We start from the raw sequence: 15,467 nt of genomic DNA on the forward strand, positions 1-15,467 counted from the left end.
CGGCGATCTTTTCTAATCGGGATCACATCATGCAGGTCAGCAAATCGAACAAGCTCGCCAATGTCTGCTATGACATTCGCGGCCCGGTGCTCAAGCACGCCAAACGCCTGGAAGAGGAAGGCCATCGCATCCTCAAGCTGAACATCGGCAACCCGGCGCCCTTTGGTTTCGAGGCGCCGGACGAGATCCTCCAGGATGTGATCCGCAACCTGCCGACCGCCCAGGGCTACAGCGACTCCAAGGGCCTGTTCAGCGCACGCAAGGCGGTGATGCAGTACTACCAGCAAAAACAGGTCGAAGGTGTCGGTATCGAAGACATCTACCTGGGCAACGGCGTCTCCGAGCTGATCGTGATGTCGATGCAGGCGCTGCTCAACAATGGCGACGAAGTGCTGATTCCGGCCCCGGACTACCCGCTGTGGACCGCCGCGGTGAGCCTGGCCGGCGGCAACCCGGTGCACTACCTGTGCGACGAGCAGGCCGACTGGTTCCCGGACCTGGACGACATCAAGGCCAAGATCACCTCCAACACCAAGGCCCTGGTGATCATCAACCCGAACAACCCGACCGGCGCGGTGTACTCGCGCGAACTGCTGCTGGGCATGCTCGAGCTGGCCCGCCAGCGCAACCTGGTGGTGTTCTCCGACGAGATCTACGACAAGATCCTCTATGACGAAGCCGTGCACATCAGCACCGCCTCGCTGGCCCCGGACCTGCTCTGCCTGACCTTCAACGGCCTGTCCAAGTCCTACCGGGTGGCGGGCTTCCGCTCCGGCTGGCTGGCCATCTCCGGGCCCAAGCATCACGCCATGAGCTACATCGAAGGCATCGACATGCTGGCCAACATGCGCCTGTGTGCCAACGTGCCGAGCCAGCACGCGATCCAGACCGCCCTGGGCGGCTACCAGAGCATCAACGACCTGGTACTGCCACAAGGCCGCCTGCTTGAGCAGCGCAACCGCACCTGGGAGCTGCTCAACAGCATCCCCGGGGTCAGCTGCGTCAAGCCGATGGGCGCGCTGTATGCGTTCCCGCGCATCGACCCGAAAGTCTGCCCGATCCACAACGACGAGAAATTCGTCCTCGACCTGCTGCTGTCGGAAAAGCTGCTGATCGTCCAGGGGACTGCCTTCAACTGGCCGTGGCCGGATCACTTCCGCGTCGTGACCCTGCCACGGGTCGACGACCTCGAGCAGGCCATTGGCCGGATCGGAAACTTCCTGAAGACATATCAGCAGTAACCTACTGCGCATATGGAAACGTCTGCGCCGCCCTCGGCGCAGACCTTACAGACCCAGCATTCAGCCCTTACATCACCCGCCGCTCTGGCGTGCGGGTTGCTGGAATTCGTCTGTAATAAAGGCAAGTACACAGTTTGAAATAGTCGCCCGGTTGAATCACTGCAGCGCGCACCTTATATACCCCGCATACGTGACACTTTTATCCGTCAGGAGAACGTAACAACCATGATGCGCATCTTACTGTTTGTGGCCACCAACCTCGCGGTTGTGCTGATTGCCAGCATTACCCTGAGCCTGTTTGGCTTCAACGGGTTCATGGCGGCCAACGGGGTTGACCTCAAACTCGACCAGCTGCTGATTTTCTGCGCGGTGTTCGGTTTTGCCGGCTCGCTGATCTCGCTGTTCATCTCCAAGTGGATGGCGAAGATGAGCACCGGCACCCAGATCATCAGCCAACCGCGCACCCGCCACGAACAATGGCTGCTGCAGACCGTCGAGGAACTGTCCCGCGAAGCCGGCATCAAGATGCCCGAAGTGGGTATCTTTCCGGCCTACGAGGCCAATGCCTTCGCCACCGGCTGGAACCGCAACGACGCCCTGGTAGCGGTCAGCCAGGGCCTGCTCGAGCGCTTCTCGCCCGATGAAGTGCGCGCCGTACTGGCTCACGAGATCGGCCACGTGGCCAACGGCGACATGGTCACCCTTGCCCTGGTGCAAGGCGTGGTCAACACCTTCGTGATGTTCTTTGCCCGCATCATCGGCAACTTCGTCGACAAGGTGATCTTCAAGAACGAAGAAGGCCAGGGTATCGCCTACTACATCGCGACCATCGTCGCCGAACTGGTACTGGGCATCCTGGCCAGCATCATCGTCATGTGGTTCTCGCGCAAACGCGAGTTCCGCGCCGACGAAGCCGGCGCCCGCCTGGCCGGCACCAACGCGATGATCGGCGCCCTGCAGCGCCTGCGCTCGGAACAAGGTGTGCCGGTGCACATGCCCGACACCCTCAACGCCTTCGGCATCAACGGCGGCCTCAAGCAGGGCCTGGCCGGCCTGCTGATGAGCCACCCGCCGCTGGAAGAGCGCATTGAAGCCCTGCGCCGTCGCGGCTGATCGGTAGCAGCAATAAAAAAGGGCGACTTCGGTCGCCCTTTTGCATTTCAGCGCTGCAGGCGGTACACCCGCTCAAATAGCATCGGCACCCCGGCCTGAACGAACTTCGGGCTCTCGGCGAGAATATCCCGCGCCTCAAGCTCATGCGGCTGCCAGTCAGCGAACAGTTGCCGCACCTGGGCATCAACCACCGCAAAGGGCGGGCCCGGCAGCAGGGCCTGGTCGTAATCCATGGTGATCAACAGCCCCCGGCACCCGGACGCCAGATAGCCACTGAGCAGCGCGGCATAGCGCTGGCGCAACGCAGGCGGCAAGGCAATCACTGCGGCCCGGTCATACAGCGCGGTGCAGTCGGCGATATCCTCGGCGCTCAGGGCGAAGAAATCACCACACCACAGCTGCAGGTTGCCACTGCGATAGGTCTTGAACGCGCCCCGCTGGCCGACTTCGGGCGTCAACCGCTGTTCGTTGAAGAAATCCTCCACCGCCCGCTGGGACAGCTCGATGCCGAGCACCTGATGGCCCTGCCCGGCCAGCCAGGCCAGGTCGAGGCTTTTGCCACACAACGGCACCAGCACCTTGCTGCCGGGCGCCAGGCCCAGGCTGGGCCAGTACTGTTGCAGGTCGCCGTTGACCTGGCGCTGGTGAAAGCCGATCTGGTTATCTGCCCAACGCTTGTGCCAGAACTCTGCCTGCATGGCATACCTCGAATTATTCGATCAGATTATGCGAAAACTTATATTGGAATCAGATCAATGATCTGCCGGAAGATGGGCCCATCTTAACCGCCAGGACCCTCTCCATGCTGCCCAGCCTGTTTATTTCTCACGGCTCGCCCATGCTCGCCCTCGAGCCCGGTGCCAGCGGCCCGGCCCTGACGCGCCTGGCCGCAGAGCTACCGCGACCCAAAGCCATCGTGGTGGTCTCGGCGCACTGGGAGAGCCGTGAGCTGTGGGTCAGCAGCCACCCGCAACCAGAAACCTGGCATGACTTCGGTGGCTTTCCTGCCGCCCTGTATGCCGTGCAGTATCCCGCTCCTGGCGAGCCGGCACTGGCCAAGCGCTTGATCGGCCTGCTGGGCGATGCCGGGCTAGCCGCGCGCCTCGACCCCAAGCGCCCGTTTGATCATGGCGTGTGGGTGCCGCTGTCGCTGATGTACCCGGCAGCCGACATCCCCGTAGTACAGGTGTCTCTGCCAAGTCAGATGGGCCCGCAGCTGCAGGAGCAGGTGGGCAAGGCGCTGGCGCAATTGCGCGAGGACAACATCCTGCTGATTGGCTCGGGGAGCATTACCCACAACCTGCGCGAGCTCGACTGGCAGGCTGGACCCGAAAGCGTCGAGCCCTGGGCCCTGGCGTTTCGCGACTGGATAATCGACAAGCTGGCAGCCGATGACACCCCCGCCTTGCACGACTACCGCCAGCAGGCGCCGTTTGCCGTGCGCAATCATCCCAGTGATGAGCACCTGTTGCCGCTGTATTTCGCCCGGGGTGCGGGCGGGCGATTCGGGATTGCCCATCAGGGGTTTACGCTGGGGGCGCTGGGGATGGATATTTACCGATTCGACTGATCAGCATTGCGACCGCTTCGCGCTCGATCGCCGGCAAGCCCGGCTCCCACAGGGCCAGTGTGCATAGGCCAAAAAAAATCCCCGAACCAGTCGGGGATTTTTTTATCGCTCGCGGATCAGTCTTCGCGGTAGCGGCGCAGCTTCAGCTGCTTGCCGGCAACACGAGTGTCCTTGAGCTTGGTCAGCAGACGCTCCAGACCTTCCTCCGGCAGCTCGACCAGGCTGAAGCTGTCGCGCACCTGGATGCGGCCGATCGCTTCGCGGGCCAGGCCGCCTTCGTTGAGGATCGCGCCCAGCAGGTTCTTGGCGGCGATACCGTCACGCGCGCCCAGCGCGGTACGGCAACGCGCACGACCTTCGCCCAGCGGCATGGGTGCACGACGCTCACGCTCGCCACGCTCTGGACGATCGCCAGTGCGCTCACGCGGGGTGTAGGTCGGAACCAGCGGCTGCTCTTTCTCGACCGCTTCCAGGGTCAGGGCCTGACCGTTGGTAGCCTTGCGCAGCAGGGCAGCGGCCAGGGCACGCGGGCTGCAACCGATGTCGGCGGTCAGGCGATCAAGCAGATCACCGTGGGTCGACTCGGCGTCAGCAACCAGCGGCGCCAGGCTGTTGGTCAGCTTCTTGATGCGGGCATCGAGAACGGCCTGGGCGTTCGGCAGGCGAACTTCAGCAACCTTCTGACCGGTAACACGCTCGATCACCTGCAGCATGCGACGCTCGCGCGGGGTAACCAGCAGCAGCGCACGGCCTTCGCGACCGGCACGGCCGGTACGGCCGATACGGTGAACGTAGGACTCCGGGTCGTACGGCATGTCGACGTTGAACACGTGAGTGATGCGCGGTACGTCCAGACCACGGGCAGCGACGTCGGTAGCGACGACGATGTCCAGGCGGCCATCTTTGAGCGAGTCGATGACGCGCTCACGCTGGTTCTGGGCAATGTCACCGTTCAGCGCAGCGGCTTTGTAGCCTTTGGCTTCGAGGGCGCTGGCCAGGTCCAGGGTGGCTTGCTTGGTACGCACGAAGGCGATCAGCGCGTCGAACTCTTCCACTTCCAGCAAACGCAGGACAGCAGAAACCTTCTGGTCGGCGTGGACCATCAGGTGGGCTTGTTCGATAGCGGTAACGGTCTGGGTCTTGCTCTGGATCTTGACGTGCTTCGGCTCGCGCAGGTGGCGCTCGGCGATGGCACGGATGGATGCAGGCAGGGTGGCCGAGAACAGTACGGTCTGACGGCTTTCCGGCATGGCCTTGAAGATCACTTCGAGGTCATCCATGAAGCCCAGCTTGAGCATTTCGTCGGCTTCGTCGAGCACCAGGTGGTTGACGGTTGCCAGGACTTTCTCGTCGCGACGCAGGTGGTCGCACAGACGGCCCGGGGTAGCAACGACGATTTGTGCGCCGTTACGGATAGCTTTCAGTTGTGGGCCCATCGGGGCACCACCGTATACGGCCACCACGGTTACGCCCGGCATTTGCTTGGCGTAGGTTTCAAAAGCGGTGGCTACTTGCAGCGCCAACTCACGGGTTGGCGCCAGGATCAGGGCTTGCGGCTCGCGCTTGCTCGGGTCGATGCGGTGCAGGATTGGCAGAGCGAAGGCAGCGGTTTTACCGGTGCCGGTCTGCGCCTGACCGATCATGTCGTGACCAGCGAGAATAATCGGGATCGATTGCTGCTGAATGGCGGACGGCTCTTCGTAGCCGGTAGCCAGCACTGCAGCAACAATGCTCGGATGAAGTTCGAGAGCGGCGAAGCCGCCGGTTTCCTGGGTCATGGGTCTGCCTCTAAGTGCATCCGCAAAGACCCATGCTCCAAAGCTGCACATGCCTTGTAAGACCCGAAGGTCACCCTGGCAGCTTTGTCGGCGGGGATTTGCGAAAACGATTGAAGAAAAAAAGGAACGTCAAGGAGAGTCCGCAGTGCGGACGCGCAGCCGAAGCTGGCTTCGGGGAATTGCACACCTTAAACGAGGTCCGGTGAAAGACCGGCGCGTACTATACCTGAATTCGCCATTCACGGGAGATTTTTTTCATGAAACACGCCAGCGCCAGGCCACGTAACGGCGGGCCCGGAAAGTGGACGACACTGGCGGCTGAATCGATTTTCCGCCAGTGACACAGTGACGCGCCTCAGGACGCCGGGCGAATCGCACCGATCAGCGGTTGCAACGAGTAGCCCAGTTGCGGCGCCAGCGCCTCGGCCCGCGCGGTCAGGCCCGGCAGATCGAGCTGCTGGTCGAGGTCAGCCGGGACCATGAGGATCACATTGCCCTCCTTGACCGGCAATTCCCAATAGTGGCGATGATAAAGGCCGCGCAGCAGCGCCGCACCCAACGGCTTGCCGTCGTCGCTGGCCCACTGGTTGATCACCAGCCAGCCGCCGGGGTTCAGGCGCTTCTGGCAGTTTTCCAGAAAGCTCCAGGCCAGGTGGGCGACACCCGGGCCGTGGTCGGTGTAGAGGTCGACGAAGATCAGGTCGGCGGATTCGGCCGTCTCCAGCAGCTCCATGGCATCGCCGATACGAATGTACAGGCGCGGGTCGTCATCCAGGCCCATGTACTCGATGGCCAGGCGCGGTACATCCGGGCGCAACTCGATGGCTTCGACGTCTTCCAGCGGCAGGAACTTCAGGCAGGCCTGGGTCAGGGTGCCGGCACCGAGCCCCAGGAACAACGCGCTCTCGGGCTCGGCGTGAGCCAGCGCGCCGATCAGCATGGCACGGGTGTAGTCGTACTCCAGCCAGCTCGGGTCGGCGGTGAACACGCAACTCTGCTCGATCGCCTCGCCAAATTCGAGAAAGCGATAGTCGTCGACTTCCAGCACGCTGATGGTGCCGTACTGGTCCTGCACCTGGGCCAGCAGTCGCTCTACCCGTTCCACTGTCATGCTGTCTCCCGGCAGACGCCGCCGTATCGCGCAAAAAACCGCCATTGTCTGTCAATAGCGCCAGTGCAACAAGGCATGCGCCACCTGTTAACATGGCAGACAGCCCCTTTCCGACCAGATCGAGCCCGCAATGAACCACCCCTGGAGTCCTGACAGCTGGCGCGCCCTGCCGATCCAGCAGCAACCAAGCTACCCCGATGCCGCCCATCTGCTCAAGGTCGAGCAGACCCTGGCCAGCTATCCGCCGCTGGTGTTCGCCGGTGAAGCGCGGGAGCTGCGCCGCCAGTTTGCCGAAGTCACCCAGGGCCGGGCCTTCCTGCTCCAGGGCGGTGATTGCGCCGAAAGCTTCGCCGAGTTTTCCGCAGCCAAGATTCGCGACACCTTCAAGGTCCTGTTGCAAATGGCCATTGTCATGACCTTCGCCGCCGGCTGCCCGGTGGTCAAGATCGGGCGCATGGCCGGGCAATTCGCCAAGCCGCGCTCGGCGGGCGACGAGACCATTGGCGGCGTCACCCTGCCGGCCTACCGTGGCGACATCGTCAACGGCATCGGTTTCGACGAAAAAAGCCGGATCCCCGACCCGGAGCGCCTGCTGCAGGCCTACCACCAGTCCACCGCCAGCCTCAACCTGCTGCGCGCCTTTGCCCAGGGCGGCTTTGCCGACCTGCACCAGGTGCACAAGTGGAACCTGGACTTCATCGCCAACTCGGCGCTGGCAGAAAAATACAGCCAGCTGGCCGACCGCATCGACGAAACCCTGGCATTCATGCGCGCCTGCGGCCTGGACAGCTCGCCACAGCTGCGAGAAACCAGCTTCTTCACCGCCCACGAAGCGCTGCTGCTGAACTACGAAGAGGCCTTTGTACGCCGCGACAGCCTGACCAACGACTACTATGACTGCTCGGCGCACATGCTCTGGATCGGCGATCGCACCCGTCAGCTCGATGGCGCCCACGTCGAGTTCCTGCGCGGGGTGAACAACCCGATCGGGGTCAAGGTCGGGCCAAGCATGAACACCGAAGAGCTGATCCGCCTGATCGACGTGCTCAACCCCAGCAACGACCCCGGCCGCCTCAACCTGATCGTGCGCATGGGCGCCGACAAGGTCGGCGAACACCTGCCGGCGCTGATCCGCAGCGTCGAGCGCGAAGGCCGCCAGGTGCTGTGGAGTTCCGACCCGATGCACGGCAACACCATCAAGGCCAGCAGCGGCTACAAGACCCGCGATTTCGCCCAGATCCTCAGCGAGGTCAAGCAGTTCTTCCAGGTGCACCAGGCCGAAGGCAGCCATGCCGGTGGTATCCATATCGAGATGACCGGGCAGAACGTCACCGAATGCATCGGCGGCGCACGCCCCATCACCGAAGACGCCCTCTGCGACCGCTACCACACCCATTGCGACCCGCGAATGAATGCCGATCAGTCGCTGGAGCTGGCGTTCCTGATCGCCGAAACCCTCAAGCAAGTGCGTCGCTAACGCGGCCAGCGGCCAGCGCCACGCGCAAGCGTGCGGCGCTGGCGCGCGGGCAGTGCAACTGCACCTCGGCCAGGCCCAGCCAACTGGCCATGCGCTGCAGGTTGTCGGCCAGGGCCTGCATGCCCGCGTCATCCAGCCCCGGCTGCTCTTCGTGCACCGCGTGGATTGCCAGGCAGTCATTGGCACGCTCGGCGCGCAGGTCGACCCGCGCGGCAATGCGTTCGTTGTGCAAAAACGGCAACACGTAATAGCCGTACACGCGCTTGGGCGCCGGCGTGTAGATCTCCAGGCGGTAACGAAAGTCAAACAGCCGCTCGGTGCGCTCACGCGCCCAGACCAGCGAGTCAAAGGGTGAAAGCAAGGCGCTGCTGCTCACTTTGCGCGGCACCTTTGGCGCCTCCAGGCAATACGCCGCTTGCGTCCAGCCCTGTACCGCACAGGCTTGCAATTGCCCCTCCTCGACCAGTTCGGCCAGGCGTGCGCGGCTGTCGCCGGGGGCCAGGCGAAAGTAGTCGCGCAGGTCCTTCTCGGTGGCCACGCCCAGCGCCTGTGCGGCATGCAATAAAAGCCCACGCTGAGCGTCGGCCTCCGGCAGTGGTGGTTGCTCAAGCAATGCAGCCGGCAGTACCCGCTCGGGCAGATCGTAGAGGCGCTCGAAACCGCGGCGTCCAGCGACATTGACCAACCCCGCGGCAAACAGCCATTCCAGCGCGTGCTTCTCCGCGCTCCAGTCCCACCAGGGCCCGGCGCGCTCCTGGCGGGTCGACAGGCTGCCAGCGCCGAGGGCGCCCTGCTCGGTCACCGCCGCCAGCACCCGGGCAATGGTCGCTTGCTGTTCACGGCCAAAACGCGCCAGCTGTTGATAGATACCCAGGCCCTGACGTGCACGCTCCATGCGCCAGCGCAGCAGTGGATACAGCTGCAGCGGCAACAGCGAGGCCTCATGCCCCCAGTATTCGAAGAGTTTGCGTTGACGGTTGCGCCCCCAGGCCAGCTGATCAAGCAGCGCCTGTGGATAACTGCCAAGACGGGAAAACAGCGGAAGGTAGTGCGAACGCACCAGGGCATTGACCGAATCGATCTGCACCACACCCAGGCGCTCGATCATCCGGCTAAGTTGCGCGGCACCGAGCGACGGGCTCGCCTGCCGATTGTTGAAGCCTTGAGCCGACAACGCCAGGCGGCGCGCCTGGGCCAGGGTAAGGGACTGTGTGGTGGGCATGCCCGGCTCCTTGTGAACAAGCCCACTTACACTAGTCGTGGCACCTCCATGACGCGACTCATTTTTTCAGCGGATCATCCCAGAACGGGCGCTCCACCTCGCGCAGGATATCCGCGCGGCTCAGGCCGATATCATCCAGCGCCGCATCGCTCAGGCGCGCCAGTTCACGGCGCTGGCGATGCAGTTGGCGCCAGCGCAGCAGTTGCTGACTGAAGCCTTGGCCAAGGTAGTAAAACCAACTGTGCCGGGACGCTGAGTACTGCAGAACAAGCGACTTCTGACCTTTCATCGTCTTACCCTCCTGTTGGGATGACGACAGTGTCAGCTCGGGCATAAGATCAATCCAACGAATGTTTCTTATGTAATACATCTAGGAGATTGATGCCTTGTCCCAGTACCAGAGTATCGATTCCGACGTACTGCGCACCTTTGTCGCCATCGCCGAACACGGCGGCTTCACCCGCGCCGGCGAAGTGGTCAACCGTACCCAGTCGGCGGTAAGCATGCAGATGAAGCGCCTGGAAGAGGACATCATCCAGCGCCAGCTGTTCGAGCGCGATGGCCGCCAGGTGCGCCTGACCGCCGAGGGCCAGGTGCTGCTGGGCTATGCCCGGCGGATCCTCAAACTGCACGGCGAGGTGTTCAATACCCTGCGCATGCCGCACATGGTCGGGGTGGTGCGCATCGGCACCCCGGACGACTACGCCATGCGTTTTTTGCCGGGCATCCTCTCAAGTTTTGCCCTGGCCTATCCGCTGGTTCAGGTCGAGGTGCACTGCGAAAGTTCACGGCAGTTGATGCAACGCCAGGATCTGGACCTGACCATCGTCACTCGCGAGCCTGGCAACGAAATCGGCCAGTTGCTGCGCCGCGAGCGCGCAGTGTGGGTGCAGGCCCAGGGCTTCTGCCCGCATGAGCACAACCCGCTGCCGCTGGCGATGTTCAACTGCGATTGTTACTGCCGGACCTGGGCCTGCAACGCCCTGGACGCCATTGAGAAGGAGTACCGGATCGCCTATACCAGCGCCAGCACCGCGGCGATCATGGCCGTGGTCAGCGCCGGCCTGGCCGTCACCGCGCAATTGCAGAGCCTGATCACCAGCGACTTGCAGATCATCGGCGAGGCCGAAGGCCTGCCGCCACTGCCCACCGCCAGCATCATGCTGCTGCGCAATCGCACCACGCAGTCGGAAATGACCGACTGCCTGGCCGACTACATCATCGAGGGCTTCAGATCTTGAACGCGAGCATTACCGCGCACAGCACCAGAAAGCCGCAGAACAGTGAACGCAGGACTTTTTCCGGCAGGGCGTGAGCCAGTTTCACACCCCAACTGATGCTCAGCAGGCCACCGACCGCCAGCGGGATGCCCATGCTCCACTGCACATGTTGATGCAGGCCGTAAGTCAGCAAGGTAACGGCCGTGCTCGGGGCCGCCAACGCCAGCGACAAACCCTGGGCAACCACCTGGGTGGTGCCGAACACGCTGGTCAGCACCGGCGTTGCCACCACCGCCCCGCCGACCCCGAACAAACCGCCCAGCACCCCGGCGCCGCTGCCCAGCACACCCAGCCACGGCCAGGGTTGGCGCAGTTCGCTGGACGGTTGCGCCGTGCGCATGAACATCCGCGCCAGGTTCCAGGCCGCCAGCGCCACCAGAAACAGCACGAAGCCAAAGCGCATCGCCTGGGCATCGACGCCCACCGCCCAGATCGAACCCAGCCAGGCAAACACAAAACTGCTCGCCGCAAGAGGCAGCGCATGCCTGAGTTCAATGCGATTGCGCTGGTGATACCGCCACAGTGCCAGCAGCACGTTGGGCACCACCATCACCAACGCCGTGCCCTGGGCCAGTTGCTGGTCGAGGCCGAACAGCACCCCCAACGCCGGAATCGCGATCAGCCCGCCACCAATGCCGAACAACCCGCCTACGGTGCCCAGTGCCGCGCCTAGCGCTATGTATATCGCCCACTCGATCATTGCTGTCTCTCTTAAGTGCCAAGCGCTGCATGCTACCGAGCTGGCGCTAGCGGGGAAACGCACAGCAACGCACAATGGCTGTGCCATTTACGCAAAAGCAGATCTGCCGCCATGAACCCCGACGCCCTGACCGAACAACTCAGCCTGTTTCTCGATGTGCTGGAAACCGGCAGCTTCTCCGCTACTGCCAGGCGTCATCCATTGACGCCCTCGGCGGTGGCACGGCGTATCGACAACCTGGAAAGCGCAGTCGGCAGCCGCCTGTTCGTGCGCAGTACCCATGCGGTAAGGCCGACGCCGGCGGGCAATGCCTTTGCCGAGCGCGCCCGGCGAATTGTCGAAGAACTGCGCCTGGCCCGGGCTGAAGCGGTGTCGCTGAGCAATGCCCCGGAAGGCCTGATTCGCATCGACGCCCCGGCCGCCTTCGGCCGCCGCCACCTGGCCCCGGCCATCGCCGATTTCCTCGTTGCCTATCCCGGCCTGGACGTACAACTGCGCCTGATCGACAGCTTCGTCGACCTGCACGGCGCGCACCTGGGCGAAGTCGACCTGGTACTGCGCGCTGGCCCGCTGGCCGACACTCGCCTGGTGGCCACGCCGCTGGCTTATATGGTGCGCATTGCCTGCGCCAGCCCCGGCTATCTGGCCCAGCGCGGCATTCCCGCCAGCCCGGCTGAACTGCCTGAACACGATGGCCTGGACTGGGACGGCCTGGCCCCGCCCTTCGCCTGGCGCTTCGCAGTCGAGGGGCAGGTGCGCCTGTACCGCCCGACGCGCATGCGCATGAGTGCCAACAATGCCGAAACCCTGCTGTTCGGCGCCCTCGCCGGCCTGGGCATCGCCCACCTGCCCACCTGGCTGATCAGCGAGTACCTGCTGCGCGGCGAATTGCTGCCGCTATTCTGTGACAACGGATTGCCCAGCGCCGAAAGCAGCGGCATCTATGCCCTGCGCCTGGAACATGAAACGAACTCTCGCAGCCGTTTGCTGCTCGAATTCCTCAAGAGCCGCTTCAGCCCGATCCCGCCATGGGACCTAGCGCTGCAAAGCGAGCTGCGCTGGCAGTAAGTGCGCTAATGACTTGCGTGCTAAATTTAAAGGACTCAACCCATGAAAGGATGTGCATGAACGCCGACCCGAAAGCGCCCGCTCCCTGCGACGAACTGCGCCTGGATAACCAGGTGTGCTTTGCTCTGCATTCGACTTCGCTGCTGATGACCAAGGTCTACAAGCCGCTGCTGCACAAGCTTGGGCTGACGTACCCACAATACCTGGCGATGTTGGTGCTGTGGGAACAGGACGGCCTGACCGTCGGCGAGATAAGCCAGCGCCTGCTCACCGATCCAGGCTCGCTCACTCCCTTGCTCAAGCGCCTGGAAGCCGAAGGCCTGCTCAAGCGTACCCGCAGCCGTGAAGATGAACGGGTCGTGCTGGTGCAGTTGAGCGACCAGGGCCGCGCCTTGCAAGCCCGGGCCAAGGATGTGCCGCACTGCATCCTCGCCGCCAGTGGCGAGAACCTCGAACGCCTGCAAAAGCTGCAGGCCGACTTGCTGGAACTGCGCGCCAACCTGCAAAAAAGCCTCTGAGGGCTATGCTGGGAAATGACCGTTCGTAGGTCAGCCGAAAAATTATCTTGCGCACTAAATAATTGCGCGCTAATTTAATTTCCGTACCCACTCAGCGCCGCGGCGCCACTCACAAGCGAGGCTCATCATGCAAAAAGTCACTCCGCTGTACATTGCCCAAGCCACATCCACCGGTGGCCGCGACGGTAAATCGAGCTCCAGCGACGGCAAGCTGGAAGTCAAACTGAGCACCCCCAAGGAACTGGGCGGCGCCGGTGGTGACGGCACCAACCCCGAACAGCTGTTTGCCGCCGGCTATTCGGCCTGCTTTATCGGCGCCCTGAAGTTTGTCGCCGGCCAGCAGAAAAAGGCCCTGCCTGCTGACAGCTCGATCACTGCCAAGGTCGGCATCGGCCAGATCCCGGGTGGCTTCGGTCTGGATATCGACCTGAACATCAACCTGCCGGGCTTGGACCAGGCTGAGGCACAAGCACTGGTCGACGCCGCTCACCAGGTCTGCCCGTACTCCAATGCCACCCGTGGCAATGTCGATGTACGCCTGCATGTGACTGTCTGAGTGATAAAACCCCAGGCATAAAAAAACCCGGCCAAGGCCGGGTTTTTCGATTGCGCAGGAATGCCAGGCTTAGACCTTGGCACGGCCCTTGTAGGAGCCGCCTTCGCGAGTGTCGATCTCGATCCAGTCGCCGATTTCGATGAAGTCAGCAACGCTCAGCTCGGTGCCGTTCTTCAGCTTGGCAGGCTTCATGACCTTGCCCGAAGTGTCGCCGCGAGCGGAACCTTCGGTGTAGTCAACCTGACGCACGATGGTGGTTGGCAGGTCAACCGAAACCAGGCGCTCTTCGAAGAACACGGCTTCGCAGACGTCTTCCATGCCTTCTTCGATGAACGGCAGAACGGCCTCGATGTCTTCGGCGTTCAGCTCGTACATGGTGTAGTCAGTGGTGTCCATGAAGGTGTAGGTGTCGCCGTTGATGAACGACAGGGTCGCTTCTTTGCGATCCAGGATTACGTCGTCCAGCTTGTCGTCGGCCGAGTAGACGGTTTCAGTCTTGTAGCCGGTCAGCAGGTTCTTCAGCTTGGTTTTCATGATCGCGCTGTTACGGCCCGACTTGGTGAACTCAGCCTTCTGAACCAGCCATGGATCGTTGTCGATACGGATCACGGTACCGGGTTTCAGTTCTTTACCAGTTTTCATTGCGATATATCCGAATTTGGATGGATTTACAAAAATCGAGGCCGCATATCATAGCCAATTTCGGTAAAACTGTACCAGCGCCGTGGCAAGGTCCGGCTGAGCGGCCTGCGCGGCGCTCCAGCGGCGGGCGTGCTGGTCGAGTTCGTCCCAGTGCAGCAGCACCTGCTGCCAGGCCTGGCCCATGTCGCAGTCCATGTTCCAGGCGCGCCACAATTGCACCAGCGCGTCGCCTGCCGCAGCGCTCAAGCCCTGGATGTACAGATCAAGAAACGCTTCGAGTTTTTCCCAGTGGGCATACTCTTCCTGCACATAAATATGCCAAAGCAGCGGTCGTGCCGCCCATTGCGCGCGAACGAAAGAGTCTTCACCGCGCACTGCATTGAAATCGCAACTCCACAGCAGCCGGTCGTAATCGTCCTGGCAGACGAACGGCAGGATCTGCACGGTCAGTGCGCCGCGCCGGGCAACACTGCCGACGCACAGCGGCTCGCCGAGCCAGGCCTGAACATCGCCCAGCACCCGGCCTTCAGGCACCAGTAGATGATTGGCGCGGCTGTCGCCAGCCAGGGCCTCGAGCCAGCTGGCCACGCCGGGGTTTTCGTAGGCGAACAGCGAAATCAGGCGGGCGTTTGCCGCTGGCGTCACGCCCAGGTGCTGCAGAAACGCGGTGCGTGCGGCAGGGTTCTGCTGCAGCACGTCGCGTTGTGCCAACAGGTTCGCCTCACGCAGCAAGCCGCCGGTTTTGCGGGTGAAGCCCGGAAAGAAAAACACCTTGCGCAAGCCATTGGCCTGGGGCGACGGCAAACCATGGCAGCCTTCGACCCAGTCTTCGGCGCTGAGATAATCCAGGTTCAGCCACAATGGCGCACGTGGCTGATCGAGCATCGCCTGCACATAAGCGGGCGGCAACTGACAAGCGAACGCGCCAATCACCACCTGCGCTACCGCCGTGTCCTGCCACTCGCCAGGCCATTGGCGCACATCAACGCCCTGTTGCCATTGCTGGGCGGCATCGGCCCGGGCCGCGGGACAAATACGCACGAACGCCTTCAGGTCATCCACCCACAGGCGCACCGCCTGGCCCTGCTCGGCCACCAATTGCCGGGCCAGGCGCCAGGTCACGCCGATGTCGCCGTAGTTGTCGACGACACAACAGAAGATGTCCCAGTGCGCTTTCATCGCGGGCCCCTT

Annotated in this window: 15 protein-coding genes and 1 pseudogene; 8 read left to right on the plus strand and 8 right to left on the minus strand. The window is 62.9% G+C overall.

Features of this window, described 5'->3' with window-relative positions:
- Positions 1 to 29: 29 nt before the first annotated feature.
- Complete coding sequence (locus UB48_RS06935; protein ID WP_045195213.1) at positions 30 to 1,241, plus strand: pyridoxal phosphate-dependent aminotransferase; 1,212 nt, start codon at positions 30 to 32, stop codon at positions 1,239 to 1,241.
- A 225-nt stretch (positions 1,242 to 1,466) separates the two neighbouring features.
- Positions 1,467 to 2,354 carry a protease HtpX gene (gene htpX, locus UB48_RS06940; protein WP_045195215.1) on the plus strand — a complete coding sequence of 296 codons (888 nt, stop codon included), beginning with the start codon at positions 1,467 to 1,469 and terminating at the stop codon, positions 2,352 to 2,354.
- A 47-nt stretch (positions 2,355 to 2,401) separates the two neighbouring features.
- On the opposite strand, the gene UB48_RS06945 is transcribed toward htpX, so the two are convergent.
- Positions 2,402 to 3,052: a thiopurine S-methyltransferase gene (locus UB48_RS06945; RefSeq protein WP_045195217.1), complete on the minus strand. Its 651-nt coding sequence runs from the start codon at positions 3,050 to 3,052 to the stop codon at positions 2,402 to 2,404.
- Between the two features lie 104 nt (positions 3,053 to 3,156).
- On the opposite strand from UB48_RS06945, the gene UB48_RS06950 reads away from it, so the two are divergent.
- Positions 3,157 to 3,924, plus strand: a complete 768-nt coding sequence (locus tag UB48_RS06950) for a class III extradiol ring-cleavage dioxygenase (protein ID WP_045195219.1) — start codon at positions 3,157 to 3,159, stop codon at positions 3,922 to 3,924.
- Positions 3,925 to 4,040: 116 nt separating this feature from the next.
- On the opposite strand, the pseudogene UB48_RS06955 reads toward UB48_RS06950, so the two are convergent.
- Positions 4,041 to 5,736: pseudogene (locus UB48_RS06955) on the minus strand (DEAD/DEAH box helicase).
- Positions 5,737 to 6,057: 321 nt separating this feature from the next.
- Positions 6,058 to 6,813, minus strand: a complete 756-nt coding sequence (locus tag UB48_RS06960; RefSeq protein ID WP_045195222.1) for a spermidine synthase — start codon at positions 6,811 to 6,813, stop codon at positions 6,058 to 6,060.
- A gap of 130 nt (positions 6,814 to 6,943) precedes the next feature.
- Here UB48_RS06960 and UB48_RS06965 point away from each other — a divergent pair, with 130 nt between their 5' ends.
- Positions 6,944 to 8,290, plus strand: coding sequence for a class II 3-deoxy-7-phosphoheptulonate synthase (locus UB48_RS06965; protein WP_045195224.1), 1,347 nt, complete (start codon positions 6,944 to 6,946; stop codon positions 8,288 to 8,290).
- Here the strand turns inward: UB48_RS06965 and UB48_RS06970 are convergent.
- Together UB48_RS06970 and UB48_RS06975 are read right to left on the minus strand one after the other, a co-directional pair.
- Positions 8,271 to 9,512, minus strand: coding sequence for a winged helix-turn-helix domain-containing protein (locus UB48_RS06970; protein ID WP_045195226.1), 1,242 nt, complete (start codon positions 9,510 to 9,512; stop codon positions 8,271 to 8,273). The genes UB48_RS06965 and UB48_RS06970 overlap by 20 nt on opposite strands.
- A 58-nt stretch (positions 9,513 to 9,570) precedes the next feature.
- On the minus strand, positions 9,571 to 9,801 hold the full coding sequence (locus tag UB48_RS06975) for a DUF1127 domain-containing protein (protein ID WP_045195228.1): 231 nt from the start codon (positions 9,799 to 9,801) through the stop codon (positions 9,571 to 9,573).
- A gap of 97 nt (positions 9,802 to 9,898) precedes the next feature.
- Here UB48_RS06975 and UB48_RS06980 point away from each other — a divergent pair, with 97 nt between their 5' ends.
- Positions 9,899 to 10,753, plus strand: coding sequence for a LysR family transcriptional regulator (locus UB48_RS06980; protein WP_045195230.1), 855 nt, complete (start codon positions 9,899 to 9,901; stop codon positions 10,751 to 10,753).
- Here the strand turns inward: UB48_RS06980 and UB48_RS06985 are convergent.
- The gene (locus UB48_RS06985) at positions 10,743 to 11,492 is read right to left on the minus strand and encodes a sulfite exporter TauE/SafE family protein (protein WP_045195232.1); all 750 of its coding nucleotides are present in this window, start codon (positions 11,490 to 11,492) and stop codon (positions 10,743 to 10,745) included. The genes UB48_RS06980 and UB48_RS06985 overlap by 11 nt on opposite strands.
- Before the next feature lie 111 nt (positions 11,493 to 11,603).
- Between UB48_RS06985 and UB48_RS06990 the strand changes: the two genes are divergently transcribed.
- From UB48_RS06990 to UB48_RS07000, 3 genes are all read left to right on the plus strand, one after another.
- Positions 11,604 to 12,560 (plus strand): LysR family transcriptional regulator, encoded by a 957-nt coding sequence (locus UB48_RS06990; RefSeq protein WP_045195234.1) that lies wholly within the window; start codon positions 11,604 to 11,606, stop codon positions 12,558 to 12,560.
- Between the two features lie 56 nt (positions 12,561 to 12,616).
- The gene (locus UB48_RS06995) at positions 12,617 to 13,078 is read left to right on the plus strand and encodes a MarR family winged helix-turn-helix transcriptional regulator (protein ID WP_045195236.1); all 462 of its coding nucleotides are present in this window, start codon (positions 12,617 to 12,619) and stop codon (positions 13,076 to 13,078) included.
- 127 nt (positions 13,079 to 13,205) lie between these two features.
- Complete coding sequence (locus tag UB48_RS07000; protein WP_045195238.1) at positions 13,206 to 13,634, plus strand: organic hydroperoxide resistance protein; 429 nt, start codon at positions 13,206 to 13,208, stop codon at positions 13,632 to 13,634.
- A 69-nt stretch (positions 13,635 to 13,703) separates the two neighbouring features.
- Here UB48_RS07000 and UB48_RS07005 read toward each other — a convergent pair whose 3' ends face one another.
- Both UB48_RS07005 and earP read right to left on the minus strand, forming a co-directional pair.
- The gene (locus UB48_RS07005) at positions 13,704 to 14,276 is read right to left on the minus strand and encodes an elongation factor P (protein ID WP_038994110.1); all 573 of its coding nucleotides are present in this window, start codon (positions 14,274 to 14,276) and stop codon (positions 13,704 to 13,706) included.
- Between the two features lie 48 nt (positions 14,277 to 14,324).
- Positions 14,325 to 15,455 carry an elongation factor P maturation arginine rhamnosyltransferase EarP gene (gene earP / locus UB48_RS07010; RefSeq protein WP_045195241.1) on the minus strand — a complete coding sequence of 377 codons (1,131 nt, stop codon included), beginning with the start codon at positions 15,453 to 15,455 and terminating at the stop codon, positions 14,325 to 14,327.
- Between the last annotated feature and the right edge of the window lie 12 nt (positions 15,456 to 15,467).

The sequence above is a fragment of the Pseudomonas sp. 2(2015) genome, from assembly GCF_000955865.1.
Taxonomy (GTDB): Bacteria; Pseudomonadota; Gammaproteobacteria; order Pseudomonadales; family Pseudomonadaceae; genus Aquipseudomonas.

Bases quoted from the DNA above. Each gene is read 5' to 3' on its own strand.
- UB48_RS06965 (WP_045195224.1), top strand. From the start codon at position 6,944: ATGAACCACCCCTGGAGTCCTGACAGCTGGCGCGCCCTGCCGATCCAG.
- UB48_RS06970 (WP_045195226.1), bottom strand. From the start codon at position 9,512: ATGCCCACCACACAGTCCCTTACCCTGGCCCAGGCGCGCCGCCTGGCG.
- UB48_RS07005 (WP_038994110.1), bottom strand. From the start codon at position 14,276: ATGAAAACTGGTAAAGAACTGAAACCCGGTACCGTGATCCGTATCGAC.
- UB48_RS06950 (WP_045195219.1), top strand. From the start codon at position 3,157: ATGCTGCCCAGCCTGTTTATTTCTCACGGCTCGCCCATGCTCGCCCTC.
- UB48_RS06945 (WP_045195217.1), bottom strand. From the start codon at position 3,052: ATGCAGGCAGAGTTCTGGCACAAGCGTTGGGCAGATAACCAGATCGGC.
- UB48_RS07000 (WP_045195238.1), top strand. From the start codon at position 13,206: ATGCAAAAAGTCACTCCGCTGTACATTGCCCAAGCCACATCCACCGGT.
- UB48_RS06990 (WP_045195234.1), top strand. From the start codon at position 11,604: ATGAACCCCGACGCCCTGACCGAACAACTCAGCCTGTTTCTCGATGTG.
- UB48_RS06935 (WP_045195213.1), top strand. From the start codon at position 30: ATGCAGGTCAGCAAATCGAACAAGCTCGCCAATGTCTGCTATGACATT.
- UB48_RS06985 (WP_045195232.1), bottom strand. From the start codon at position 11,492: ATGATCGAGTGGGCGATATACATAGCGCTAGGCGCGGCACTGGGCACC.
- UB48_RS06975 (WP_045195228.1), bottom strand. From the start codon at position 9,801: ATGAAAGGTCAGAAGTCGCTTGTTCTGCAGTACTCAGCGTCCCGGCAC.
- htpX (WP_045195215.1), top strand. From the start codon at position 1,467: ATGATGCGCATCTTACTGTTTGTGGCCACCAACCTCGCGGTTGTGCTG.
- UB48_RS06960 (WP_045195222.1), bottom strand. From the start codon at position 6,813: ATGACAGTGGAACGGGTAGAGCGACTGCTGGCCCAGGTGCAGGACCAG.
- earP (WP_045195241.1), bottom strand. From the start codon at position 15,455: ATGAAAGCGCACTGGGACATCTTCTGTTGTGTCGTCGACAACTACGGC.
- UB48_RS06995 (WP_045195236.1), top strand. From the start codon at position 12,617: ATGAACGCCGACCCGAAAGCGCCCGCTCCCTGCGACGAACTGCGCCTG.